Consider the following 24082-nt stretch of genomic DNA (forward strand, 5'->3'; position numbering starts at 1 on the left):
GGCGCGTAACCTTCTTACAGCTGGAGAAATGGATGAACCGTTTCATTATCGCCGACGCGAGCAAATGCATCGGCTGCCGCACCTGTGAAGTGGCCTGCGTGGTCTCTCATCAGGAAAATCAGGACTGCGCCGCGCTGACGCCAAAAACCTTTCTACCGCGTATTCACGTGATCAAAGGCGTCAACGTGTCGACGGCCACCGCCTGTCGTCAGTGTGAGGACGCCCCGTGCGCCAACGTCTGCCCGAACGGCGCCATCAGCCGCGACCAGGGCTTCGTCCACGTGATGCAGGAGCGCTGCATCGGCTGCAAAACCTGCGTGGTGGCCTGTCCGTACGGCGCCATGGAAGTGGTGGTGCGCCCGGTTATCCGCCACAGCGGCGCGGGGCTGAACGTGATGGCGGAAAAAGCCGAAGCCAACAAATGCGACCTTTGCCACCACCGTGAGGAAGGCCCGGCCTGTATGGATGCCTGTCCGACCCACGCGCTGATTTGCGTCGACCGCAACAAGCTCGAACAGATGAATATCGAAAAACGCCGCCGCACCGCGCTGGCCTGGTAAGCCGGCCGCGCAATGAACGGGGTGCAAATCCGCATTCGCGGTAAAGTGCAGGGGGTGGGATTCCGCCCCTTCGTCTGGCAGCTGGCGCAGCAGCTGGGGCTGCGCGGCGACGTGTGCAACGACGGCGACGGCGTGCTGGTGCGCCTTGTCGGCGATGATACGCCATTTCTCGCCGCGTTAACCCGGCGCTGCCCGCCGCTGGCGCGTATTGACAGCGCGGCAGCGGCGCCTTTTGTCTGGGCCGCGCCGCCGCCGGGCTTTACCATCCGCCAAAGCGGGGCCGGAAGCATGCGCACGCAGATTGTGCCCGATGCCGCTACCTGCCCGGCATGCCTGGCGGAGATGAACAACCCGCGGGAGCGCCGCTACCGCTATCCGTTTATCAACTGCACCCACTGCGGGCCGCGCTTTACCATTATTCGCGCTATGCCCTACGACCGCCCGCTGACCTCTATGTCGCCGTTTCCTCTTTGCCCCGCCTGCGCGACGGAATATGGCGATCCCGCCGATCGCCGCTTTCACGCGCAGCCGGTAGCCTGCGCCGAGTGCGGGCCGCAGCTGGAGTGGCGCGGCCCGCAGGGGCACTTATTTGGCGAGGCCGCCTTAGATGCGACGATTGCTCGCCTGCTGGCGGGCGATATTGTGGCGGTGAAGGGGCTGGGCGGTTTCCATCTGCTGTGCGACGCCGGAAACTGCGAGGCCGTGGCGAAGCTGCGGGCGCGTAAGCATCGCCCGGCGAAACCGCTGGCGGTGATGCTGGCGACGACGGCGGGGCTCAATGAACCGGCGCTGACGCTGCTGACCTCTCCCGCCGCGCCGATCGTGCTGCTGGAGAAAACGCAGGTGGCCGGCCTGTGCGACCAGATTGCGCCAGGGCTTGCGGAAGTAGGGGGGATGCTGCCGTCTAATCCACTGCAGCATTTACTTTCGCAGGCGCTGGCGCGCCCATTAGTGATGACCTCCGGCAACCTCAGCGGCCGCCCGCCGGCGTTAACCAACGCCGAGGCGCTGGCGGATTTAGCCGGAATTGCCGACGGTTTTCTGCTGCATAATCGCGAGATTGTGCAGCGGATGGATGATTCCGTGGTGCGGCAAAGCGGCGAGATGCTGCGCCGCGCCCGCGGCTACGTGCCGGACGCGCTGGCGCTGCCGCCGGGTTTCCACGACGTACCGCCGCTGCTGGCTCTCGGTGCGGATATGAAAAATACGTTCTGCCTGCTGCGCGGCGATGAAGCGGTGCTCAGCCAGCATTTTGGCGATCTCGACGAGGAGGGCGTCGAGGCGCAGTGGCGGCAGGCGCTGCGTCTGATGCAGGAGATTTACGCTTTTACCCCGCAGCGGGTGGTTGCCGACGCCCATCCCGGCTACCGCGCTTCGCGGTGGGCGGCGTCGCTGGCGCTGCCGGTGGACCGCGTGTTGCATCATCATGCCCACGCAGCCGCCTGCCTGGCCGAGCACCGCTGGCCGCTGGAGGGCGGCGACGTGATTGCCCTGACCCTCGACGGTATCGGGATGGGGGAAAACGGCGAGCTGTGGGGCGGCGAGTGCCTGCGGGTCAACTATCGCGAGTGCGAGCATCTCGGCGGTCTGCCGGCGGTGGCGCTGCCCGGCGGTGACCTCGCGGCGCGTCAGCCGTGGCGCAATCTGCTCGCCCACTGCCTGGCGTTCGTCCCTGAATGGCAGAATTATGCCGACACCGCCGCGCTGCGCCAGCAAAGCTGGCCGCTGCTGGCGCGGGCCATCGAGCGCGGTATTAATGCGCCGCAGGCATCGTCGTGCGGCCGTCTGTTTGACGCCGTCGCCTGCGCGCTGGGCTGCGCGCCGCTCACCCTGAGCTATGAGGGGGAAGCGGCGTGCCGTCTGGAGGCGCTGGCGGCGACCTGCGAAGGAGTTGATCATCCAGCGACCCTGCCGTGGCGCGAAGGTAAACTGGACATGGCTACATTCTGGCAGCGGTGGCTGAGCTGGCAGGCGAGCCCGGCGCAAAAAGCCTGGGCCTTTCATGATGCGCTGGCCCGCGGGCTGGCGGCCATGATGCGCGATTGCGCGAACGCACGGAATATTCACACGCTGGCCTTCGGCGGCGGGGTACTGCACAACCGCCTGCTGACGGCGCGATTGACCTTTTATCTGGCCGATTTTACTCTGCTCTTTCCGCAGCAGCTGCCCGCAGGCGATGGCGCGATTGCCCTCGGCCAGGCGGTTATCGCTGCGGCCCGCCTGCAGGCTTAAAGGACATCAATATGATAGTGACGATTTTGCGTCAGCAGCCGCGCGCAGCGGCGCTGGTGCTGGCATTGATTGCCGCCAATTTGCTGGCCTGGGGCTGGGCATTTGCGGCGTTCGGCGGTAGCGGCGCGTTGATGGCCGCCAGCCTGCTGGCCTGGGGTTACGGTCTGCGCCACGCGGTGGACGCCGACCATATCGCGGCGATCGACAACGTGACCCGCAAAATGATGCAGCAGGGGAAGCGGCCTTTTGCCGTTGGCGCGTGGTTCTCGCTGGGGCATTCGTCGATTGTGGTGCTGGCGTCGGCGGCGATTGCCGCGACCGCCACCGCGTTTGGCCAGCAGATGAGCTGGTTTCACGAGACCGGCAGCGTTATCGGCACCGCCGTGTCGGCGCTGTTCCTGCTGGTGATGGCCTTTATCAACCTGGTTATTTTGCGCAGCGTCTGGCGCAGCTTTCGGGCGTGGAAGCAGGGCGAAAAGGTGAGCGATGAGGTTATGACCGGCGGCATGATGAGCTGGCTGTTCGGTAAAACCTTCCGCCTGATTAGCCGCAGCTGGCAGATGTATCTGGTGGGTTTTCTGTTTGGCCTCGGCTTTGATACGGCGACGGAAATCGGCGTGCTGGGGATTTCGGCGGCCAGCGCGTCGAGCGGGATGTCGATTTGGTCGATTATGATTTTTCCGGCGCTGTTCGCCAGCGGGATGGCGCTGGTGGATACGCTCGATAACGTGCTGATGGTCGGCGCCTACGGCTGGGCGTTCAGTAAGCCGCAGCGCAAGCTCTATTACAATATGACCATTACCGGCACCTCGGTGGTGGTGGCGCTGTTTATCGGCGGTCTGGAAGCGCTGGGGCTGTTGATGGATAAGTTCTCCCTCAGCGGCGGCCTCTGGCGCTGGGTTGGTGCATTGAACGACCATCTCGGCGACGCCGGTTTTGCGGTAGTCGGGCTGTTCGTGGCCTGCTGGGTGCTGTCGGTGCTCAACTACCGCTGGCGCGGGTACGATAACCTGGCGCGGTAGGTTGGGCATTTTCCCGGCTCGCGCTGCGCTTAGCTGGGCTACAGGTTAATGGCCGTCTGAGATCCGGTAGCCCGGGTAAGGCATTTACGCCGCGACCCGGGAATAAGATTATTTCATCGAGGTTAACTCACCAGCTGCTTGAGCAGGGCAAAAGCATCTTTCATGCGATCCTCGCTGACCACAAAAGCGCGCAGCTGGTTCTCGGCGTCAACGCCTTTCGCGACCAGGCCGTCTTTGGCGGCAACGATATTCCACGTCAGATCCTCGCGCCGGGTATCGCCCGCCAGGTGCAGCGGTAAATCCGGCGTTTTGACCTTCACCAGCATCGGCGGCAGCTTCAGTTCTCCCTGCTGGGCCAGCAGATTTTTACTCAGGCACATGGCGCTCAGCAGAATCGGCTGCAGAAAAGGCAGGACCATGCCGTTGATTTCCGCGCAATCGCCGAGGGCGTAAATCGCCGGATGGCTGGTTTGCAGCTGGCTGTTCACCACCACGCCGCGGTGAGTTTTCAGACCCGCATGCCGCGCCAGCGCCGTTTCCGGGCGTAAACCGGCGGCGGCCACCACCGCATCCACCGTTACCGTACGCTGGCGGTCAAGGGTGACGCGAATCCCGTCGGCGCTCTGCGCCAGGCTTACCAGCTGGGACTTCAGCATCAGATGCACGCCCATGTCGGTCAGACGATGCTGCAGTCGGCTGCTGGCCTCGGGCGGCATCAGGGCCGACAGTACGCTGGCGGAGTTATCCACCACCGTCACCGCTTTGCCGGCGCGGCAGAAATCCATCGCCAGCTCGCAGCCAATCAGCCCGCCGCCGACGATCAGCACCCTTTTTGCATCGCGCAGCTGGCTTTGCGCCGCGCCGTATTCCCGCTGGCTGTTGAGGGTCAGCATCAGCTCGCGGCCCGGCACCGGTGGGATAAACGGCGTTGCGCCGGTGGCCAGCACCAGTTTGTCATAGCGCCATTCGCGGTCCTGGCTCTTCACCAGGTGCTGCTCGGCGTCGATATCGCTGACCCAGGTATGCGGAAACAGGCGCAGATTGTACTGCTCGGCAAACTCGCCCGCCGTTTGCAGGGTCAGGTCGTCGGCGTTCTGCCCGCGGCTGACCACATGGCTGAGATCCGGTTTGTTGTACTCATCCATGCTGTCGGCGGCGATCAGGATCAGCGGGATATTCGGGTCCTGCTTGCGAATATTTTTCACCAGCTGGCGGGCCGCGAAGCCCGAGCCGATAATGACGATGCCATCGCTCATTTTGCCTCCGACGCCAGAACGTCAAACACATCTTTACCCAGCGAACACTCAGGGCAGAGGAAGTTATCCGGGACTTCGCTCCACGGCGTACCCGGCTGGACGTCCTGGTTCGGTTCGCCCTGTTCGGGGTCGTAAATCCACTGGCAAACGCTGCACTGCATTTTCGGGCCGAGATCGGCTGCCGCTGGCGCTGCGCAGGGCGTTGCCTCAGGCGCGGCGTGTTTGGCCTCGCTCGCCGGCAGCGGGGAGAGGGCCCACTGGCGGGCGATTTCGCGGCCGTGCTCGCGGCACACTTCCAGCGCGTCGAGATCCGGGCGCCATTTGGCCTTCAGGCTCAGGGACATTTCAAAGCCCGCATCCTGTAAACGCGTGGACAGGCGGTCAACCGCGCCGCCGCTCCAGCCGTGGGAGCCGAAGGCGCTGGCGCGCTTGTTACGGAAACGCAGGCCGGTCATCTCCTCCACCAGGCCGGCGATTTTCGGCATCATCACGTTATTCATGGTTGAGGTGCCGACCAGCACGCCCTTTGAGCGGAACACGTTGGTCAGGATTTCATTTTTATCGCTGCGGGCGACGTTGAAAATTTTCACCGCCACGCGCGGATCCACGTCGGTAATGCCCTGGGCTATCGCGTCGGCCATCATGCGGGTGTTGTTGGACATGGTGTCGTAGAAAATCGTGATGCGGTCTTCCTGATAATCCGCCGCCCACTCGAGATATTTTTCGACGATCTGCGTCGGGTTATCGCGCCAGACCACGCCGTGGGAGGTGGCAATCATATCTACCGGCAGGTTGAAGCCGAGAATTTCGGTAATTTTCGGCGTCACCAGGCGGCTGAACGGGGTCAGAATGTTGGCGTAGTAGCGCTGGCACTGTTCATAAAGCTCAACCTGGTCAACTTCATCATTAAACAGATGCTCATCGCAGTAGTGCTGGCCGAAGGCGTCGTTGCTGAACAGCACCGCGTCGCCGGTCATATAGGTCATCATGCTATCCGGCCAGTGCAGCATCGGGGTTTCGACGAAAATCAGCTGTTTGCCGTTGCCGATATCCAGGCTGTCGCCGGTTTTCACCACCTTAAAATTCCACTCCGGATGATGATGGTGTCCGGTGATGGAGTCGATGGCGTTGGCGGTACAGTAGATTGGAGTATCCGGGATCTGCGTCATCAGTTCGGTCAGCGCGCCGGCATGGTCCTCCTCAGCATGGTTGATAATGATGTAATCAATATCGGCGAGGTCGATTTCACCGCGCAGGTTCTGCACGAATTCACGGCTGAATTTATGATCGACGGTATCGATCAGCACATTTTTTTCTTCCCGGATGAGATAGCTGTTGTAGCTGCTGCCGCGCAGCGTTTTATATTCAGTCCCGTGGAAATCACGCACTTCCCAGTCGCGTTGGCCAACCCAATGAATGTTATTTTTAACCAGAATAGACATAGCAACCTCAATTAATTCAGCAGTGTTCAAATAAGATGTTTTGCTTATATCAAGTTGCGTGCCAATTTTTTAACTTGTTGAATTTAAAATATTTTATGATTTTTATTAAATCTGTTGATGTCAAAATGACAATGGTTAAAATAGTCGATATGACTATGTTAATTGTCAGAATGACTATGAGGCGACAATGAGTTTCTCCGTCGAGGCCCTGGCGAAAATCGCCATTGATTTACAAAGCGATCTCGGCCATGCCGACCGTTTTTCGCGTTTGATTACCACCCTGCGGCAGATACTCGGCTGCGATGCTTCGGCGCTGCTGCGCTACGAGGCGCACCAGTTTGTGCCGCTGGCGATTGATGGCCTGGCCCAGGACGTGCTTGGCCGACGCTTTGCCCTTGAAGGCCACCCGCGGCTGGAGGCGATTGCCCGGGCGGGGGACGTGGTGCGCTTCCCGGCGGATAGCGATCTGCCGGACCCTTACGATGGCCTGATCCCCGGACAGGAGAGCCTGAAGGTGCACGCCTGCGTCGGCCTGCCGCTGTTTGCCGGGCAAACCCTGATCGGCGCGCTCACCCTCGACGGCATGGATGCGGACCGTTTTGACAGCTTCAGCGACGAGGAGCTGCGCCTGATTGCCGCCCTGGTGGCCGGGGCGCTCAATAACGCGCTGCTGATCGCCCGGCTGGAGAACCAAAACGTGCTGCCGGAGCAGGCTATCGTGTATCCGGCAGCCGAACGTCAGGAGATGATTGGCCTGTCGGCGCCGATGCTGCAGCTGAAAAAAGAGATCGATATCGTCGCGGCTTCTGACTTAAACGTGCTGATTAGCGGCGAGACCGGCACCGGCAAAGAGCTGGTGGCGAAAGCGGTGCATCAGGGGTCGCCGCGGGCGGCCAATCCGCTGGTCTATCTCAACTGCGCGGCCCTGCCGGAGAGCGTGGCGGAGAGCGAGCTGTTTGGCCACGTCAAAGGGGCTTTTACCGGGGCGATCAGCAACCGCAGCGGTAAATTTGAAATGGCTGACAACGGGACGCTGTTCCTCGATGAAATTGGCGAGCTTTCGCTGGCGCTCCAGGCCAAGCTGCTGCGGGTGCTGCAGTATGGCGATATTCAGCGCGTCGGCGACGATCGCAGCCTGCGGGTTGATGTGCGGGTGCTGGCGGCTACCAACCGCGACCTGCGTCAGGAGGTGGTGGAGGGGCGCTTTCGCGCCGACCTGTATCATCGTCTGAGCGTGTTTCCGCTGTCGGTTCCGGCGCTGCGCGAGCGGGAAAATGACGTGGTGCTGCTGGCCGGCTATTTCTGCGAACAGTGCCGTTTGCGCATGGGGCTGGCGCAGGTGATTTTAAGCGAGGCGACGCGGGCCAGACTGCTGGCCTGGCCATGGCCGGGCAACGTGCGCGAGCTGGAGCACGCTATTCATCGGGCGGTGGTGCTGGCGCGGGCGACGCAGGCGGGTAATGACATCGTGCTGCAGCCGCGGCACTTTCAGCTGGCCGGGGAAGCGCCGGCCTTGCCGAGCGTCAGCCCGCAGCCGGCGGCGGAAGCGGTGAGCCTGCGCGAGGCGACGGAGGCGTTCCAGCGCGAAGCGATAGCCAGCGCGCTGGCGGCTAATGGCCGCAGCTGGGCCGCCGCCGCCCGCGCGCTGGGGCTCGATGTCGCCAACCTGCACCGGCTGGCGAAGCGTCTGGGGCTTAAAGGATCCCGGCCTGATAAAAGTTCTGCAGGTTAATCGCGCCGACCAGCTGGCCGTTTTCATCCACCACCGGAGCGGCGCTGATTTTGTGCTTCATCAGGCGCTCCTTGGCTTCTATCGCGCGGCTTTCCGCCTGCAGAGTAACGCCGTTGCGGGTCATCGCCTGGCTGACGATATCCTGTAAGCTGCCGCCGCCCACCAGCCAGCGGCGCAGGTCGCCGTCGGTAAAGACGCCCTGCACGTGATTGCGCTCATCGCAGACCGCCACCAGCCCCAGGCCGGTGCGGCTGAGTTCGAGCATCGCGTCCATCACGCTGGTGTCGTTGGCGACGCGCGGCACGTCGCCGTCGCGGCGCATCAGATGGTGAACTTTGTTCAGCAGCCGCGCGCCCAGCGCGCCGGCCGGGTGCGAACGGGCGAAATCTTCTTCGTTAAAGCCGCGGGCCTGCATCACCGCCATGGCCAGCGCGTCGCCGAGCATCAGGGTATTGACGGTACTGGAGGTCGGCGCGAGGTGCATCGGACAGGCTTCACGCTCAACGGCAATATCAAGCACCGCTTTCGCCGCCAGCGCCAGCGGCGAAGTGGATTTACCGGTCATCGCCAGCAGCGGAATGGATTTTTCCTCCAGGCGCGGGACGATAAGATCCAGCTCTTTGGCGCTGCCGGAGTAGGAGATAAACAGCATCACGTCGCGGCTGTCGAGCATTCCGAGATCGCCGTGCAGCGCTTCCGCCGGGTGGACGAAAAATGCCGGGGTGCCGGTGCTGGCGAAGGTGGCGGCCAGCTTTTTACCGATATGGCCCGATTTGCCGATACCGGAGACCACCAGTTTGCCCTCGCAGTGGATGATGGTTTCCGCCGCGCGGATGAAGTCGTCGCCCAGGCGTTCAGGCAGGCGGCTCGCCTCCTGAAGCTCCAGCATTAGGGTCTGGCGTCCGGCTTCTAACAGAAAGTTACTCATGATGTTCTCCAGTAATAATGACTTCGATGCCTTTGTCTTCCAGCGCCCGCTTAAATTCCGGGCTGATATCGGCATCGGTAATCAGTTTGTCCACGCTCTCGAGGCCGCAGACGATATTGGGACTTTTGCGGCCAAACTTTGACGAGTCGGCCATCAGGATAACTTCGCGGGCGGCATTGCACATCGCTTTGCTGACCGTATAAACCTCATTAAAGGTGGTGACGCCGGCGATTAAATCAATGCCGTCGGTGCCCATAAACAGTCGATCGAAGCTGAAGTGTTCGAAGGCGTTTTCCGCCAGCTGGCCGTGAAAGGAGGCTGATTTTTTGCGGAACGTGCCGCCCGGCATCAGGATGGTTTGTTCGTTATCCAGTTCGGAGAGGGCGTTGACGATATGCAGGCTGTTAGTCATCACGGTAATGTTATTGAAGCGGCTGAGCATCGGCACCATTTGCAGCACCGTGCTTCCGGCGTCAAGAATGATCGAGTCACCATCGTGAATGAAGCTGACCGCGGCTTCGGCAATCCGCTCTTTTTTATGAGTGTTGATCAGCGTTTTGTGGTCGATGGGCGGATCGGCCTCGTCTTTATTTAACACCACGCCGCCATAAGTGCGGATAACGGTACCGGCATTCTCAAGGATCACCAGATCCTTACGGATGGTGGTGCCGGTGGTGTCGAAGTGTTGCGCCAGCTCTTCGACCGAGCATTTGCCCTGCGATTGCAGGTGCTCGAGAATGGCTGCCTGGCGCTGACGTGGTTTCATAGGCGTTGTATCCTGCGTTTAAAGTTTCGAAATGATAATTTCGCAAGATATTAACGTTCACAACGAAATTATCCATGTTTCGGATTAAGCGCTAATGATAGTGCATTCTGACAGAGCGGATCATTGGGAAAGATCACATCAGGCTGCAATTCCTTAAGATGCTTACCGGTGAGGGCGGGAATTTTCTGCGGCCTGGCGAAGACGGTGAGGCCTTTCATTAACAGCGTATCGCGAATGCGGTCGTTTTCGTCGACGGCGATGGCGACGACGGCGCGCGGCTTGAACCGCCCCGAGGAACGGCCGACGCCGACGCGTCCCTGCTGGCACAGCCGATCGAATGCGCGATTGAACTGCCTGATTTGCCAGCCGCCAAAGGCGAGCTGGGTTATCCAGGCGATGGCGGCGACGGTGATAAGTGCGGTAACCATAAAAGTCTCCATAAAGTGTGGTGTAGGGAAGACCCGGATAAGCGCAGCGCAATCCGGGAATCCTGTTTTAAAACATCACCTGCCCGCCGGTGACGTTAATGGACTGGCCGGTGCAGTACGAAGCCTGCGGACTGGCGTAAAACATCAGCACGTTAAGTACGTCCTGGTAATCGCAGCCGCGCTTCAGCGGGACTTTGTCGATGTAATACTGCTCGACCTGCTCCTCCGGGATCCCCAGCTTGGTGGCGTACTGCGGCAGCAGAGACTGGAACATCGGCGACTTCAGCAGGTTGCCGAGCATCAGGGAGTGCACGGTAATCCCGTACTCCGCGAGGTCCAGCGCCAGCGACTGTGTCAGCCCCACGCCGCCGAACTTCGCCGCGCTATAGCCGGAGTTATGCTTGCTGCCCACTTTGCCGGATTTAGAGTTGATCTGAATGATGCGTCCTTTAATGCCGTCGCGGATCATCAGGCGGGAAAACTCGCGGGCGCAAAGGAAGTAGCCCACCAGATTCACCTGCAGCGAACGGTCGAAATCCCCCAGCGCGAAGTCGCTGATAAACGCCGCTTTAGCGATCCCGGCGCTATAGACCAGCAGGTCGACGCGGGAAAATATTTCGTCGACCCCGCGGGCAAGGGCGACGACGCTGGCTTCGCTGGTGGCGTCCGCGCCGAAGCCCCACGCCGTTCCTTCGCCATATTCCGCGTTAATCGACTGCGCGACGCGGGTCGCTTTATCGCTCTGAATATCGACCACCGCCACGCGATAGCCTTCTGCGGCAAGCCCGCGACACAGAAACTCCCCTAAGGTTTGTCCCCCACCGATGACAACAGCAACCTGATTCATACTTTTCTCCTTACAGCTTAAGCAACAAATTTCAGTACGCAGCCGGCGGCGATGCCTTCCGGCACCGGCCCCGCCACGTGTACGGTTCCGGGGAATTCCGCTTCGCGGTGGCCGTCAAAGCGCAGCGTGATATGGCCCAGCTCGCGCAGGTTCTGCTCGGCGACGTCGCCGACGGCGGTGACCGGGTAGCGCAGCTCGCCGAGCTGCAGCTCAGCGCCCGGCAACAGCGCGCCGGACAGCTCGCCGTGGTTGTGAATAAAGCAGTACTCTTCGATATCGGCCGGGGCGCCTTCGCGGAAGGTGATCAGCATCTGCTCGTCCAGCGCCATCGCCGCGCTGGCGCCGATATGGGTAATGGTGGTCTGGTAAATCACGGTCATCTTCAGGCACCTCTTATTGGTAAATAAATCCGGAAACGAACCAGGCGATCAGCACCGTTGGCGCGCCGGTCAGGAAGCGGCTCACCAGTACCGACGGTACGCCGACGCGCACGGTGTCCTGGCGCGCTTCCGCCAGCGACAGGCCAACCGGGATAAAGTCGCAGGCGGCCTGGGCGTTAATGGCGAACAGCGCGGGCAGGGCGAGATGCGGCGGAATATTGCCAAGGCCAATCTGCACGCCAATCAGCACGCCGATAACCTGGGCGATGACCGCGCCGGGGCCGAGAAACGGCGACAGCAGCGGGAAAGAGCAGATCAGCGCCAGGGTGACGAGGCCCAGTGGATGGCTGGCGAGCGGCGCCAGGCCGTGGGCAATCCAGTCGCCGATGCCGGAGGCCATGATGATGCCGATCAGCGCCGCAACGAAGGCCATAAACGGCAGAATGGTTTTCAGCACCGTATCGATGGTGTCGCGCCCGGCCTGGAACAGCACCGCCACGACCGAGCCCATCCCCATACCAACTTTGGCCAGCAGGCCGTCGCTCTGCTCGGTTATTTTCTTGCTGGTGTCATAGTCGCGGGCCGCCGGCTGGGCTGGCGCGGCCTGCGCGGCCGGGGAGGGGCCCTCTTCCAGCGCGTAAATGTTCTCTTCTTTGACGCCGGAAACGTAAATGTCTTCGACGATGTACTGCGCCAGCGGACCCGATTTGCCGGTCGCGTGGATATTAATGGTCGGGATGCGGCGCTTCGGGTAGATACCGCAGCGCAGGGTGCCGCCGCAGTCAATAATCGCCACGCCGATTTCCGCTTCCGGCGGTTCGCCCTCTTTGAAGCCATCGACCGCCTGCCAGCCGGTGAGGCGGGCAATTTTATCGACGATCGCCGGGCGGGTGCCCGCGGTGATATAGACAATCTTTTTACCGGCAACGGCGTCCAGTTCGAGCGGGCCGCCCCAGCCGCCGGCGCCTTTTTCAATGCGAATACGGGTCATGATGTCGCTCCTGACAGATGCACTTTCTGCTCAAGCTGGATGGCCATTTTTTTCTCAAAAATTGACGTGGTCAGGTCGGTCACCCAGCCACGGAAGAAGTTCGTCACCAGGCCCACCAGCAGATAGCTCACCGCCAGCGGCCCTAACGGCAGACCGAGGGTGGTTAGCCCGTTGGCGATCCCCAGATAGACGAACAGTTCGCCGGGGTTGATGTGCGGAAACAGGCCGTTCATTGAGTGGCAGCTGTAGGAGGCCGCCGCGTAGTAGCTCGGTTTATATTTCTCGGGCATAAAGCGCCCAAGGCTCAGGGTCATCGGGTTACAGAAAACGAAGGTGCCGATGCAGGGCAGCAGCAGGTAGCGGGAGATCGGATTACCGGCGCAGCGCTGCGCCAGCTTTTCGATCCGCTGCTGACCAATAAAGTTGATCAGCGCGTTCATGATCACCAGCAGACTGATCAGCAAAGGCAGGATCCCGGTGACCATACCGGTGAACACCTCGCCTCCCTTCTGAAACAGGCCGATAAACCATTCGGCGCCGTGGGTAACGACTTCAATCATTGTTCTCTCCTTCAGCGTGTTATTTTTCTTGCTAACTGGCAGCTAATTTTAATCATTTTAAAAGGTTTGAAATTGTTATATTGATCGCAAAATGAAAGATAAATATTTTATTTTGAAAGATTGTAGCTGAAGTGAACGAAGGATCCGGCGGGGAGAGAGGAAAAAGGGCGATAAAAAAGAATTTACATTGCCGCCGCTTCCTTGTGAGCGGGCGCATGCTTTACCATAATTACCCCTTGCCGATTTGTTAAATGGATGTCCCATGTTGAAGCGTCGTTCCCTGGCTTTACTCCCCCTGTGCGTTCTCCTCGCTGCCTGCAGCAGCAAACCTCAAACTCCTGCGGAAAAGGAAATGGCGGGCGGCACGGGCGGTTTTTTACTCGAGCCGCAGCATAACGTGATGGAGATGAGCGGCGATTTCGCCAATAACCCGGCGGCGGAACAGTTCATTGATAAAATGGTGAGCAAGCACGGCTTCGACCGCCAGCAGCTGCATCAAATTCTCTCGCAGGCTAAACGCCTGGACTATGTGCTGCGCCTGATGGACCGCCAGGCGCCCACCGGGCTGCCGCCGTCAGGGCCAAACGGCGCCTGGCTGCGCTACAAAAAACAGTTTATTACCCCGGATAACGTGCAGAACGGCGTGGCATTCTGGAACCAGTATCAGGATGCGCTCAACCGCGCGTACCAGGTTTACGGCGTGCCGCCGGAAATTATCGTCGGGATTATTGGCGTCGAGACCCGCTGGGGGCGGGTGATGGGGAAAACCCGCATCCTTGATGCGCTGGCGACGCTGTCGTTTAACTATCCGCGCCGCGCCGAGTACTTCTCCAGCGAGCTGGAAACGTTCCTGCTGATGGCGCGCAGCGAACAGGATGACCCGCTCGATCTGAAAGGCTCCTTCGCCGGCGCGATGGGCTACGGTCAGTTTATGCCCTCTTCTTACAGGCAGTACGCGGTGGACTTTAACGGCGACGGGCATATCAACCTGTGGGATCCGGTCGATGCGATCGGCAGCGTAGCGAACTACTTCAAGCAGCACGGCTGGGTGAGCGGCGATCTGGTCGCGGTACAGGCGCTGGGCCAGGCGCCTGGGCTGAACAATGGGTTCAAAACCAAATACAGCGTCTCGCAGCTGGCGGCGGCGGGACTTACCCCGACTCAGCCGCTGGGTAACCACCAGCAGGCGAGCCTGCTGCGTCTGGATATCGGCACAGGCTACCAGTACTGGTACGGTCTGCCGAACTTCTACACCATTACCCGCTATAACCACAGCACCCACTACGCGATGGCCGTCTGGCAGCTGGGTCTGGCGGTTTCTCAGGCCCGCATGCAGTAACCCCGTCTTCTGTGCTCCTCTCCATCCGGAGAGGAGTCTGTAACATTTTGCAGCATTTCCTTTTGTTGACGCCAATTTACATTCCGCGCTTCTTTTAATATTGTTATGTTATAACATTTTACTGAGGCGTAAACATTGACTTCCTTATTGATGACTTCAGGCATCGCCCGGCTGGCGATGGCCGGCGTGCTGCTGGCCGCCCTGTGGCTGGCAACCTGGTGGGCGGTATCGCTGCCATGATAGAGCTCGATCATCTGGTGGCTGGCTATGAAGGGCTGGCGATCGCGCCGTCACTTAGCGGCACGATTGCAACGGGGAGTATGACCGCTATCGTCGGCCTGAACGGCTGCGGGAAATCGACGCTGTTAAAGACGCTGGCCGGATTTATCCCGCCGGTCAGCGGCCGCCTGAACTGGCGCGACGGACGGCCGGTTATCGGCTGGCTGGCGCAGCGGCATGCGCTGGAGTCGCAGTTTCCGCTCACGGTGCAGGATGTCGTCAGCCAGGGGGCCTGGCCGCAGGTATCGTTGCTGCGCGGGCTCGGGGAGGAGATGCGCCAGGGCATCGTCGCAGCTATAGAGCGGGTGGGGCTGTTAACGATGGCGAAAACGCCGATTGAGGCGCTCTCCGGCGGCCAGTTTCAGCGCATGCTGTTCGCGCGGGTGATGGTGCAGCGCGCGCCGCTGGTGATGCTCGACGAACCGTTTACCGGCATCGACGAAGCCACCTGCCGCGAGCTGATGGCGCTGATCCTTGAAATGCATCAGCAGGGGCAGACGATTCTGGCGGTGCTGCACGATAACCAGCGGGTCGCCAACTATTTCCCGGAAACGATGCTGCTGACGCCGCAGCGCGCCCGCTGGGGCAGTACGCCTGATGTGCTGCCCGCCTTTCACTCCGCGAGGCTGGCATGATCTGGCACACCTTCATTCAGCCCTTTATCGAATTTGGCTTTATGCGCCGCGCGCTGGTGGTGTGCCTGGCGTTGTCCCTGAGTACTACCATGCTCGGCGTCTTCCTACTTTTACGCCGCATGAGCCTGATGGGCGATGCGCTCTCGCATGCGATTTTGCCCGGCGTGGCGGTGGGCTACCTGCTTAACGGGATGTCGCTGCTGGCGATGACCGTCGGGGGTTTTATTGCCGGCATTGCGGTGGCGCTGGTGGCGGGGTGGGTCAGCCGACGCACGCTTTTAAAAGAGGATGCCAGCTTTGCTGGATTTTATCTCGGCTCCCTGGCGCTGGGCGTGACGCTGGTCTCGCTGCGTGGCTCTAACGTCGACCTGCTGCATCTGCTGTTCGGCTCGATTCTGGCGGTGGACAGCGATTCGGCGCTGTTTGTGAGCGGCGTCGCCAGCCTGACGCTGATTTGCATCGCCCTGTTTTATCGCGGCCTGGTCAGCGAAGCCTTCGACAGCGTCTGGCTTCAGGTGAACGCGCGAAGAGTGCCTGCGCTGCTGCACGGCCTGTTCCTCGCCCTGCTGGTGCTCAATCTGGTGGCCGGGTTTCAGGTGCTCGGCACGCTGATGGCGGTGGGGGTCATGATGCTGCCCGCGGTCGCGGCGCGCTGCTGGGCGCGGACGCTGCCGGGCATTCTGCTGCTGGCGGCGCTCATTGGCGCTTTTTGCGCGTGGATGGGGCTGAGCCTGTCGTGGGCGGCAAACCTGCCTGCCGGGCCCGCCATTGTGCTGACCGCCAGCGGCCTCTTTTTTATATCGGTGTTTTTTGGCTCGCGCAGCCGGCTGGTGGTCGGCTGGCGCAAATTAATGGGGTAAGGACAATGATGAAACGTACCGGGATATGGCTGGCGCTGGCGCTGGGTCTGGCATCGCACGGGGTGATGGCGAAAACCCTAAACGTGGTGAGTAGTTTTTCCGTATTAGGCGATATGGCGCAGCAGATTGGCGGCGAACATGTGCATGTGGATACGCTGGTAGGGCCGGACGGCGACCCGCACACCTTTGAACCCTCGCCGAAAGACAGCGCGCTGCTGAGCAAAGCCGATGTGGTGGTGGTGAACGGCCTGGGGCTGGAAGGCTGGCTGGACAGGCTGATTAAGGCATCGGGGTTTAAAGGTGAGCTGGTGGTGGCTTCCGGTGGCGTAAAAACCCATACGCTGGAAGAAGATGGCGCAACGGTAACCGATCCGCACGCGTGGAATAGCGCCGCGAACGGTGCGTTGTATGCGCAGAATATCCTCAACGGCCTGGTGAAAGCCGACCCGGAAGATAAGTCGGCGCTGGAGGCATCCGGTCAGCGCTATATCAGCCAGCTCAATGAGATCGATCGCTGGGCAAAAGATCGGTTCAGCGCCATTCCGCAGGCAAAGCGTAAGGTTCTGACCAGCCACGACGCGTTCGGCTATTTTGGCCGCGCCTATGGCGTGACCTTCCTCGCGCCGCAGGGATTATCTTCGGAAAGTGAAGCCAGCGCGGCGCAGGTGGCGGCCTTAATCAAACAAATTAAAGCCGACGAGGTGCATACCTGGTTTATGGAAAATCAGCTTGATCCAAGACTGGTTAAACAGATTGCCAGCGCAACGGGCGCGCAGCCGGGGGGAGAGCTCTACCCTGAAGCGCTCTCTAAACCGGGCGGCGTGGCGGACAGCTACGTGAAAATGCTGCGTCACAACGTGGAGCTGATCGCGGCGAGTATGAAATAAATAAAAGCCGGCCCGCGATGGGCCGGTTTTCCGCCGCTATGGTTCTGCGAGTATCTGCTTGATTTTTTTGTTCAATGTGAATCCACTGGCAATACAGCCCACGCCCAGCAGGATCTGTACGCCTTCGAACAGCGGGTTGAATGAGCGGGTGAAAATATGCAGTAGCGCGGTTAGCAGTGAAACTGTGCCGCAGATAAACAGGCGCAGACGCACCTGGCGTATTTTTTCACGTTCTGCTCTGAGGTAAGCGGTGCTTTGGCCATTCCTGGTAACCTCTTATTTCACTCTTCCTTAGATGTGCGGTGAATTGTGACACCGGCGACCTTTGGCGGCTATCCGAAAATACGCCGTCGGGCGTGGTCGATGTTTTTCTGAAGCAGACTCGTAAATTCGTTACCTCATCCCCATATCTCTGCTGAAAATGCTATCTTTGATGGCCTGTTTGTACAGCTTACGTGGGGCGACGAATGACAGATTCCGAATTAATGCAGCTGAGCGAGCTGGTGGGGCAGGCGCTGAAAGCGCGCGGCGCGACGGTGACCACGGCGGAGTCCTGTACCGGCGGCTGGGTCGCCAAAACCCTTACCGATATCGCCGGCAGTTCGGCATGGTTTGAGCGCGGTTTTGTGACCTACAGCAATGAAGCGAAATCGCAGATGATTGGCGTCAGCGAAGCGACGCTGCTTGAGCATGGCGCGGTGAGTGAACCGGTGGTCGTGGAAATGGCGATTGGCGCCCTGCGCGCGGCCCGCGCGGACTATGCCATTTCGGTCAGCGGCATTGCCGGACCGGATGGCGGCAGCGCGGAAAAGCCGGTGGGAACCGTCTGGTTTGGCGTCGCCAGCGCCAGCGGACAGGGCGTGACCCGGCGCGAATGCTTTGCCGGAGACCGCGAGTCGGTACGCCGCCAGGCCACGGCCTATGCGCTAAATCTCCTCTGGCAACAATTTCTACAAAATACTTGATACTGTATGACTATACAGTATAATTGCTTCAACAGAACAGAATTCACTACCCGGTTACACCCGGCATGAGAGGAGTAATAATGGCTATCGACGAAAACAAACAGAAAGCGTTGGCGGCAGCACTGGGCCAGATCGAAAAACAATTCGGTAAAGGCTCCATCATGCGCCTGGGTGAAGACCGTTCCATGGATGTGGAAACTATCTCCACCGGCTCGCTTTCCCTTGATATCGCCCTGGGCGCAGGCGGCCTGCCGATGGGCCGTATCGTCGAGATCTACGGGCCTGAATCTTCCGGTAAAACCACGCTGACGCTGCAGGTTATCGCCGCCGCGCAGCGCGAAGGCAAAACCTGTGCGTTTATCGATGCGGAACACGCGCTGGACCCGGTTTACGCACGCAAGCTGGGCGTCGATATCGACAACCTGCTGTGCTCCCAGCCGGATACCGGCGAACAGGCTCTGGAAATCTGTGACGCGCTGGCACGTTCCGGTGCGGTAGACGTTATCGTCGTTGACTCCGTTGCGGCGCTGACGCCGAAAGCGGAAATCGAAGGCGAAATCGGCGACTCTCACATGGGCCTCGCGGCGCGTATGATGAGCCAGGCGATGCGTAAACTGGCGGGCAACCTGAAGCAGTCCAATACCCTGCTGATCTTCATCAACCAGATTCGTATGAAAATTGGCGTGATGTTCGGTAACCCTGAAACCACCACCGGCGGTAACGCGCTGAAGTTCTACGCCTCCGTTCGTCTGGACATCCGTCGTATCGGCGCGGTGAAAGAGGGCGATAACGTTGTCGGCAGCGAAACCCGCGTTAAAGTGGTGAAAAACAAAATCGCCGCGCCGTTTAAACAGGCTGAATTCCAGATCCTCTACGGTGAAGGGATTAACTTCTACGGCGAGCTGGTCGATCTCGGCGTGAAAGAGAAGCTGATCGAGAAAGCCGGTGCCTGGTACAGCTACAACGGCGATAAAATTGGTCAGGGTAAAGCGAACGCTATCTCCTGGCTGAAAGAGAACCCGGCTGCGGCAAAAGAGATCGAGAAGAAAGTTCGTGAACTGCTGCTGAGCAATCAGGACTCCACGCCGGACTTCGCGGTAGATGGCAACAGCGAAGCGGAAACCGAACAGGATTTCTGATATCGTCTGAACAGACTAACAAGGGGCCGCTTATGCGGCCCTTTTGCTTTTTTTGATTAGCGAGGCTGACCGTGACTGAAACTTCATCCCGCCGCTCTGACTACGCCAGGCTGCTGGATCGCGCGATTCGCATTCTGGCAATGCGCGACCACAGCGAACAGGAGCTAAGGCGAAAACTGGCTGCACCGGTCATGAGCAAAAATGGCCCTGAAGCGTTAGATGTGACGCCGGAAGAGGTCGATAAAGTCGTTGAATGGTGCATTGAGAACCGCTATCTGGATGACGAACGCTTTGTCCGTCAGTTTATTGCCAGCCGTAGCCGCAAGGGGTACGGCCCGGCGCGCGTCCGCCAGGAGCTAAAGCAGAAGGGGATCTCCCGCGAGACGACAGAGGCAGCCATGCGCGAGTGCGAAATCGACTGGGCGCGGCTTGCCAAAGAGCAGGCGCAGCGAAAATATGGCGAACCCCTGCCCAGCGTATTTGCCGAAAAAGTCAAAATTCAGCGCTTTTTGCTCTATCGCGGCTATCTGATGGAGGATATTCAGGAAATCTGGCGAAATTTTGCAGATTGACCCATCCGGGATTTTACTTCCCCGTGAAGAAAACTTATCTTATTCCCACTTTATTTTCGTGAGTAGCCTGCCGGTCGATACTGGGTAGTGGCTGCCAGCGACATTTCGTTAGCTTGATTTCAGGATAATTATGAGCAAGAGCACCGCTGAGATCCGTCAGGCGTTTCTCGACTTTTTCCATAGTAAAGGACATCAGGTAGTTGCGAGCAGCTCCCTGGTGCCGCATAACGACCCGACCCTGCTGTTTACCAACGCCGGGATGAACCAGTTCAAGGATGTCTTCCTTGGTCTCGACAAACGTAATTATTCGCGCGCGACCACCGCGCAGCGTTGCGTTCGTGCGGGTGGTAAGCACAACGATCTGGAAAACGTCGGCTACACCGCGCGTCACCACACCTTCTTTGAAATGCTGGGTAACTTCAGCTTCGGCGATTACTTCAAGCAGGATGCCATCAAATACGCATGGGAACTGCTGACCGGTGAAAACTGGTTCGCCCTGCCGAAAGAAAAACTGTGGGTGACCGTCTACGAAACCGACGATGAAGCGTTCGATATCTGGGCAAATGAAGTTGGCGTACCGCGCGAGCGTATTATCCGCATCGGCGACAACAAAGGCGCGCCGTTTGCTTCCGATAACTTCTGGCAGATGGGTGACACCGGGCCGTGCGGCCCCTGCACCGAAATTTTCTTCGACCATGGCGACCATATCTGGGGCGGCCCTCCGGGAACGCCGGAAGAAGACGGCGATCGCTATATTGAGATCTGGAATATCGTCTTCATGCAGTTCAACCGTCAGGCTGACGGAACCATGGAGCCGCTGCCGAAGCCGTCCGTAGATACCGGTATGGGCCTCGAGCGTATTGCCGCCGTGCTGCAGCACGTCAACTCCAACTACGATATCGACCTGTTCCGCGATCTGATTAAGAGCGTGGCGAAGGTTACCGGTGCGACCGATCTCTCGAACAAGTCGCTGCGCGTTATCGCTGACCACATTCGTTCCTGCGCGTTCCTGATTGCCGATGGCGTTATCCCGTCGAATGAAAACCGCGGCTACGTGCTGCGCCGCATCATTCGCCGCGCAATTCGCCATGGCAACATGCTGGGCGCGAAGGAGACCTTCTTCTGGAAACTGGTTGCCCCGCTGATTGACGTGATGGGTTCCGCCGGCGAAGAGCTGAAACAGCAGCAGGCTCAGGTTGAGCAGGTGCTGAAGACCGAAGAGGAGCAGTTTGCCCGTACGCTGGAGCGCGGACTGGCGCTGCTGGATGAAGAGCTGGCTAAACTGCAGGGCGACACGCTGGACGGCGAAACCGCTTTCCGCCTGTACGACACCTACGGCTTCCCGGTTGACCTGACCGCGGACGTTTGCCGCGAACGCAACATCAAGGTTGACGAAGCCGGCTTTGAAGCCGCGATGGAAGAGCAGCGCCGTCGCGCGCGCGAATCCAGCGGCTTTGGCGCGGACTACAATGCGATGATCCGCGTCGACGGCACCTCTGAGTTTAAAGGCTATGACAGCCTGGAACTGAATGGCAAAGTCACCGCGCTGTTTATCGATGGTAAAGCGGTTGACGCGGTGAACGCCGGTCAGGAAGCGGTTGTTATCCTCGACCAGACGCCGTTCTACGCCGAATCCGGCGGCCAGGTGGGTGACAAAGGCGAACTGAAGGGCGCCGGTTTCTCCTTCCAGGTCAGCGACGCGCAGAAGTACGGTCAGGCAATTGGCCATATTGGTAAACTGACCAGCGGTTCGCTCAAAGTCGGCGACGCCGTGCAGGCCGATGTCGATCAGGCTCGCCGCCAGCGTATCCGCCTGAACCACTCCGCGACGCACCTGATGCACGCGGCGCTGCGCCAGGTTCTCGGTACGCACGTTGCGCAGAAAGGCTCTCTGGTCAACGACAAAGCATTGCGCTTCGACTTCTCGCATTTTGAAGCGATGAAGCCGGAGGAGATCCGTGCGGTAGAAGATCTGGTGAACGCGCAAATTCGTCGTAACCTGCCGATCGAAACCAATATCATGGATATTGACGCTGCGCGTGAATCCGGCGCGATGGCGCTGTTTGGCGAGAAGTATGACGATCGCGTTCGCGTGCTGAGTATGGGCGATTTTTCCACCGAACTGTGCGGCGGTACGCACGCCTCGCGCACCGGTGACATAGGCCTGTTCCGCATTACCTCTGAATCCGGTACCGCCGCGGGCGTGCGCCGTATCGAAGCGGTAACCGGTGAAGGCGCGATGGCGATGCTGCATGCGCAGAGCGATCTGCTGGGCGATATTGCACAGCTGCTGAAAGGGGATACCCACAGCCTCGGTGACAAAGTCCGCGCCGCGTTAGAACGCAGCCGTCAGCTGGAAAAAGAGCTGCAGCAGCTGAAAGAGCAGGCTGCCGTGCAGGAGAGCGCAAATCTCTCCAGCAAAGCGGAAGAGATTAACGGCGTTAAGCTGCTGGTCAGCGAGCTGGCCGGCGTTGAGCCGAAAATGCTGCGTACTATGGTTGACGATCTGAAAAATCAGTTGGGTTCAACGATTGTCGTGTTGGCCACGGTCGCAGAAGGTAAGGTTTCTCTGATTGCTGGTGTGTCTAAGGATGTGACAGACCGCGTGAAAGCAGGGGAACTGATAGGTATGGTCGCCCAGCAGGTGGGCGGTAAAGGGGGCGGTCGTCCGGATATGGCGCAAGCTGGCGGTACCGATGCGTCTGCTCTCCCTGCTGCGTTGGCCAGTGTGAAAGGCTGGGTAAGCGCAAAACTGTAATAACTATAATTGCATAGATGCTGTGATTCTCGGATTACAGCATCTTGCGCGAGAAGCACTGATAACGATAAAGTCGGGTTGAAGTTGTGTATATCGGCTAAACTTAGGTTTAACAGAATGTGATGCCGTGACTGCTTACACCGCAGGGTGTTTGTCATCGCTTACTTTTTGGCGTTATATGATGGATAATGCCGGGATACGAGAGACCCGACTCTTTTAATCTTTCAAGGAGCAAAGAATGCTGATTCTGACTCGTCGAGTTGGTGAGACCCTCATGATTGGAGATGAGGTCACTGTGACAGTTTTAGGGGTGAAGGGTAACCAGGTACGTATTGGCGTTAATGCCCCTAAAGAAGTCTCCGTGCATCGTGAAGAGATCTACCAGCGTATCCAGGCTGAAAAATCCCAGCAGTCCAGTTACTAAGGTTTTCGCGCCTCGCTGTTCGGTGAGGCGCCTCCTTCTATCCCCCATTTGTGCCACTTTTCCTCTCCGATAGCTTCTCTTTTTTGTCTCTTTCTCAGCGTCCGCGACAGTTATCTTTTGCGCTAGCCGCGGCGTAATCGCCAATTTCTTGTTGATAAAATACTCTTTTTGCCGTTTTCACAGGCTAATTGCGCGGGAAGTGTGCAAACGAAAAAAAGGTCTCGAAAAAAGGTTTGACTTATAAGTACCAGAAAGTAATATGTGCGCCATCGCAGCGACGAAGAGCAGAAACAAGTTCTTCGAAGCACTCGTAAGAGGCGTGTGGTGAGGTGGCCGAGAGGCTGAAGGCGCTCCCCTGCTAAGGGAGTATGCGGTCAAAAGCTGCATCCGGGGTTCGAATCCCCGCCTCACCGCCATTTTGCATCCGTAGCTCAGCTGGATAGAGTACTCGGCTACGAACCGAGCGGTCGGAGGTTCGAATCCTCCCGGATGCACCATATTCTCCATACCTTCAGCAACGAAGGTGTGGATGAGGTGGCGGTATTAGCCGCAAGCACCAGGGAGGATAACGTTGCTTTAGCAACGGCCCGAAGGGCGAGCCGCAAGGCGAGTCATCCTCCCGGATGCACCATCTTACTTGATACAGCTTTAGCAGCAGTATCAAAATCTGCAGTAAAGTAAGTTTCCCGATGCATCCGTAGCTCAGCTGGATAGAGTACTCGGCTACGAACCGAGCGGTCGGAGGTTCGAATCCTCCCGGATGCACCATCTTCTCCGAGATAGCAGCAACGCTGTTGTTTCACGGTCTGCGAGATAATCGCCAGCACCAGGGAGGATAACGTTGCTTCAGCAACGGCCCGAAGGGCGAACCGAGTGAGTCATCCTCCCGGATGCACCATCTCTTACTTGATACGGCTTTAGCAGCGGTATCAATATCGGCAGTAAAGCAAGTTTCCCGATGCATCCGTAGCTCAGCTGGATAGAGTACTCGGCTACGAACCGAGCGGTCGGAGGTTCGAATCCTCCCGGATGCACCATCTTCTCCGAGATAGCAGCAACGCTGTTGTTTCACGGTCTGCG

The 24082-nt window shown here is 59.3% G+C and carries 22 protein-coding genes and 4 tRNA genes; 17 read left to right on the top strand and 9 right to left on the bottom strand.

Features of this window, described 5'->3' with window-relative positions; all coding sequences use genetic code 11:
- Nucleotides 1–32 precede the first annotated feature (32 nt).
- From hydN to HMPREF1144_RS00765, 3 genes are read left to right on the top strand one after another with little or no spacing between them, the layout of a single operon-like run.
- A complete protein-coding gene (hydN, locus tag HMPREF1144_RS00755) occupies nucleotides 33–560 on the top strand; it encodes an electron transport protein HydN (RefSeq protein WP_009651595.1) in 528 nt (175 codons plus the stop codon).
- Between the two features lie 12 nt (nucleotides 561–572).
- A complete protein-coding gene (gene hypF / locus HMPREF1144_RS00760; protein ID WP_042926693.1) occupies nucleotides 573–2792 on the top strand; it encodes a carbamoyltransferase HypF in 2220 nt (739 codons plus the stop codon).
- Between the two features lie 11 nt (nucleotides 2793–2803).
- Entirely contained in the window at nucleotides 2804–3814 is a 1011-nt protein-coding gene (locus tag HMPREF1144_RS00765) for a HoxN/HupN/NixA family nickel/cobalt transporter (RefSeq protein WP_009651555.1), read from the top strand.
- Between the two features lie 122 nt (nucleotides 3815–3936).
- Here the strand turns inward: HMPREF1144_RS00765 and norW are convergent, their stop codons facing one another.
- Together norW and norV are read right to left on the bottom strand one after the other, a co-directional pair.
- Entirely contained in the window at nucleotides 3937–5070 is a 1134-nt protein-coding gene (gene norW, locus HMPREF1144_RS00770; protein WP_009651600.1) for an NADH:flavorubredoxin reductase NorW, read from the bottom strand.
- The gene (gene norV / locus HMPREF1144_RS00775; protein WP_009651557.1) at nucleotides 5067–6512 is read right to left on the bottom strand and encodes an anaerobic nitric oxide reductase flavorubredoxin; all 1446 of its coding nucleotides are present in this window, start codon (nucleotides 6510–6512) and stop codon (nucleotides 5067–5069) included. Before norV ends, norW begins: the two co-directional genes overlap by 4 nt.
- 187 nt (nucleotides 6513–6699) lie before the next feature.
- Here norV and norR point away from each other — a divergent pair, with 187 nt between their 5' ends.
- The gene (gene norR / locus HMPREF1144_RS00780; protein WP_009651546.1) at nucleotides 6700–8244 is read left to right on the top strand and encodes a nitric oxide reductase transcriptional regulator NorR; all 1545 of its coding nucleotides are present in this window, start codon (nucleotides 6700–6702) and stop codon (nucleotides 8242–8244) included.
- On the opposite strand, the gene gutQ is transcribed toward norR, so the two are convergent.
- The 7 genes from gutQ to srlA all read right to left on the bottom strand — a co-directional run bounded on the left by gutQ (nucleotide 8207) and on the right by srlA (nucleotide 13144).
- Nucleotides 8207–9172, bottom strand: coding sequence for an arabinose-5-phosphate isomerase GutQ (gene gutQ / locus HMPREF1144_RS00785; protein ID WP_004104827.1), 966 nt, complete (start codon nucleotides 9170–9172; stop codon nucleotides 8207–8209). The two genes, norR and gutQ, sit on opposite strands and share 38 nt — an antisense overlap.
- On the bottom strand, nucleotides 9165–9938 hold the full coding sequence (srlR, locus tag HMPREF1144_RS00790) for a glucitol operon DNA-binding transcriptional repressor SrlR (protein ID WP_004104826.1): 774 nt from the start codon (nucleotides 9936–9938) through the stop codon (nucleotides 9165–9167). The genes gutQ and srlR overlap by 8 nt, the downstream gene beginning before the upstream one ends.
- Before the next feature lie 68 nt (nucleotides 9939–10006).
- The gene (gene gutM / locus HMPREF1144_RS00795) at nucleotides 10007–10366 is read right to left on the bottom strand and encodes a transcriptional regulator GutM (RefSeq protein ID WP_004853488.1); all 360 of its coding nucleotides are present in this window, start codon (nucleotides 10364–10366) and stop codon (nucleotides 10007–10009) included.
- Between the two features lie 67 nt (nucleotides 10367–10433).
- Nucleotides 10434–11213, bottom strand: coding sequence for a sorbitol-6-phosphate dehydrogenase (gene srlD, locus HMPREF1144_RS00800; RefSeq protein ID WP_009651586.1), 780 nt, complete (start codon nucleotides 11211–11213; stop codon nucleotides 10434–10436).
- Between the two features lie 17 nt (nucleotides 11214–11230).
- Entirely contained in the window at nucleotides 11231–11593 is a 363-nt protein-coding gene (gene srlB, locus HMPREF1144_RS00805; protein WP_004853485.1) for a PTS glucitol/sorbitol transporter subunit IIA, read from the bottom strand.
- Between the two features lie 13 nt (nucleotides 11594–11606).
- Nucleotides 11607–12584, bottom strand: a complete 978-nt coding sequence (locus HMPREF1144_RS00810; RefSeq protein ID WP_009651615.1) for a PTS glucitol/sorbitol transporter subunit IIB — start codon at nucleotides 12582–12584, stop codon at nucleotides 11607–11609.
- Nucleotides 12581–13144 (bottom strand): PTS glucitol/sorbitol transporter subunit IIC, encoded by a 564-nt coding sequence (gene srlA / locus HMPREF1144_RS00815; RefSeq protein WP_004104818.1) that lies wholly within the window; start codon nucleotides 13142–13144, stop codon nucleotides 12581–12583. Before srlA ends, HMPREF1144_RS00810 begins: the two co-directional genes overlap by 4 nt.
- 262 nt (nucleotides 13145–13406) lie before the next feature.
- Here srlA and mltB point away from each other — a divergent pair, with 262 nt between their 5' ends.
- The 13 genes from mltB (at nucleotide 13407) to HMPREF1144_RS00885 (ending at nucleotide 24039) form a co-directional block, all read left to right on the top strand.
- On the top strand, nucleotides 13407–14483 hold the full coding sequence (gene mltB / locus HMPREF1144_RS00820) for a lytic murein transglycosylase B (RefSeq protein WP_009651581.1): 1077 nt from the start codon (nucleotides 13407–13409) through the stop codon (nucleotides 14481–14483).
- A gap of 203 nt (nucleotides 14484–14686) precedes the next feature.
- A complete protein-coding gene (locus HMPREF1144_RS00825; RefSeq protein ID WP_179026635.1) occupies nucleotides 14687–15397 on the top strand; it encodes a metal ABC transporter ATP-binding protein in 711 nt (236 codons plus the stop codon).
- A complete protein-coding gene (locus HMPREF1144_RS00830; RefSeq protein WP_004853482.1) occupies nucleotides 15394–16257 on the top strand; it encodes a metal ABC transporter permease in 864 nt (287 codons plus the stop codon). Before HMPREF1144_RS00825 ends, HMPREF1144_RS00830 begins: the two co-directional genes overlap by 4 nt.
- Nucleotides 16258–16265: 8 nt before the next feature.
- Complete coding sequence (locus HMPREF1144_RS00835) at nucleotides 16266–17144, top strand: metal ABC transporter substrate-binding protein (RefSeq protein ID WP_004853481.1); 879 nt, start codon at nucleotides 16266–16268, stop codon at nucleotides 17142–17144.
- 467 nt (nucleotides 17145–17611) lie between these two features.
- The gene (gene pncC / locus HMPREF1144_RS00845) at nucleotides 17612–18109 is read left to right on the top strand and encodes a nicotinamide-nucleotide amidase (RefSeq protein WP_004124005.1); all 498 of its coding nucleotides are present in this window, start codon (nucleotides 17612–17614) and stop codon (nucleotides 18107–18109) included.
- 80 nt (nucleotides 18110–18189) lie between these two features.
- A complete protein-coding gene (gene recA / locus HMPREF1144_RS00850; RefSeq protein WP_004124003.1) occupies nucleotides 18190–19248 on the top strand; it encodes a recombinase RecA in 1059 nt (352 codons plus the stop codon).
- A gap of 71 nt (nucleotides 19249–19319) precedes the next feature.
- Entirely contained in the window at nucleotides 19320–19820 is a 501-nt protein-coding gene (gene recX / locus HMPREF1144_RS00855; protein ID WP_009651620.1) for a recombination regulator RecX, read from the top strand.
- Between the two features lie 130 nt (nucleotides 19821–19950).
- Nucleotides 19951–22578: an alanine--tRNA ligase gene (gene alaS / locus HMPREF1144_RS00860; protein WP_004853479.1), complete on the top strand. Its 2628-nt coding sequence runs from the start codon at nucleotides 19951–19953 to the stop codon at nucleotides 22576–22578.
- A 238-nt stretch (nucleotides 22579–22816) separates the two neighbouring features.
- A complete protein-coding gene (gene csrA / locus HMPREF1144_RS00865; protein WP_000906486.1) occupies nucleotides 22817–23002 on the top strand; it encodes a carbon storage regulator CsrA in 186 nt (61 codons plus the stop codon).
- A gap of 323 nt (nucleotides 23003–23325) precedes the next feature.
- A tRNA-Ser gene (locus HMPREF1144_RS00870) sits at nucleotides 23326–23418 on the top strand.
- 4 nt (nucleotides 23419–23422) lie between these two features.
- A tRNA-Arg gene (locus HMPREF1144_RS00875) sits at nucleotides 23423–23499 on the top strand.
- A gap of 194 nt (nucleotides 23500–23693) precedes the next feature.
- Nucleotides 23694–23770 (top strand) — tRNA-Arg (locus HMPREF1144_RS00880).
- Nucleotides 23771–23962: 192 nt separating this feature from the next.
- Nucleotides 23963–24039: transfer RNA gene (locus tag HMPREF1144_RS00885), tRNA-Arg, on the top strand.
- The last annotated feature ends 43 nt before the right edge of the window (nucleotides 24040–24082 follow it).

The sequence above is a fragment of the Klebsiella sp. OBRC7 genome (assembly GCF_000293135.1).
Classification (GTDB): domain Bacteria; phylum Pseudomonadota; class Gammaproteobacteria; order Enterobacterales; family Enterobacteriaceae; genus Klebsiella; species Klebsiella michiganensis.

Excerpts from the sequence above, each read along its gene's own strand:
- hydN (WP_009651595.1), top strand. The coding sequence starts at position 33 with ATGAACCGTTTCATTATCGCCGACGCGAGCAAATGCATCGGCTGCCGC.
- hypF (WP_042926693.1), top strand. The coding sequence starts at position 573 with ATGAACGGGGTGCAAATCCGCATTCGCGGTAAAGTGCAGGGGGTGGGA.
- HMPREF1144_RS00765 (WP_009651555.1), top strand. The coding sequence starts at position 2,804 with ATGATAGTGACGATTTTGCGTCAGCAGCCGCGCGCAGCGGCGCTGGTG.
- norW (WP_009651600.1), bottom strand. The coding sequence starts at position 5,070 with ATGAGCGATGGCATCGTCATTATCGGCTCGGGCTTCGCGGCCCGCCAG.
- norV (WP_009651557.1), bottom strand. The coding sequence starts at position 6,512 with ATGTCTATTCTGGTTAAAAATAACATTCATTGGGTTGGCCAACGCGAC.
- norR (WP_009651546.1), top strand. The coding sequence starts at position 6,700 with ATGAGTTTCTCCGTCGAGGCCCTGGCGAAAATCGCCATTGATTTACAA.
- gutQ (WP_004104827.1), bottom strand. The coding sequence starts at position 9,172 with ATGAGTAACTTTCTGTTAGAAGCCGGACGCCAGACCCTAATGCTGGAG.
- srlR (WP_004104826.1), bottom strand. The coding sequence starts at position 9,938 with ATGAAACCACGTCAGCGCCAGGCAGCCATTCTCGAGCACCTGCAATCG.
- gutM (WP_004853488.1), bottom strand. The coding sequence starts at position 10,366 with ATGGTTACCGCACTTATCACCGTCGCCGCCATCGCCTGGATAACCCAG.
- srlD (WP_009651586.1), bottom strand. The coding sequence starts at position 11,213 with ATGAATCAGGTTGCTGTTGTCATCGGTGGGGGACAAACCTTAGGGGAG.
- srlB (WP_004853485.1), bottom strand. The coding sequence starts at position 11,593 with ATGACCGTGATTTACCAGACCACCATTACCCATATCGGCGCCAGCGCG.
- HMPREF1144_RS00810 (WP_009651615.1), bottom strand. The coding sequence starts at position 12,584 with ATGACCCGTATTCGCATTGAAAAAGGCGCCGGCGGCTGGGGCGGCCCG.
- srlA (WP_004104818.1), bottom strand. The coding sequence starts at position 13,144 with ATGATTGAAGTCGTTACCCACGGCGCCGAATGGTTTATCGGCCTGTTT.
- mltB (WP_009651581.1), top strand. The coding sequence starts at position 13,407 with ATGTTGAAGCGTCGTTCCCTGGCTTTACTCCCCCTGTGCGTTCTCCTC.
- HMPREF1144_RS00830 (WP_004853482.1), top strand. The coding sequence starts at position 15,394 with ATGATCTGGCACACCTTCATTCAGCCCTTTATCGAATTTGGCTTTATG.
- HMPREF1144_RS00835 (WP_004853481.1), top strand. The coding sequence starts at position 16,266 with ATGAAACGTACCGGGATATGGCTGGCGCTGGCGCTGGGTCTGGCATCG.
- pncC (WP_004124005.1), top strand. The coding sequence starts at position 17,612 with ATGACAGATTCCGAATTAATGCAGCTGAGCGAGCTGGTGGGGCAGGCG.
- recA (WP_004124003.1), top strand. The coding sequence starts at position 18,190 with ATGGCTATCGACGAAAACAAACAGAAAGCGTTGGCGGCAGCACTGGGC.
- alaS (WP_004853479.1), top strand. The coding sequence starts at position 19,951 with ATGAGCAAGAGCACCGCTGAGATCCGTCAGGCGTTTCTCGACTTTTTC.
- csrA (WP_000906486.1), top strand. The coding sequence starts at position 22,817 with ATGCTGATTCTGACTCGTCGAGTTGGTGAGACCCTCATGATTGGAGAT.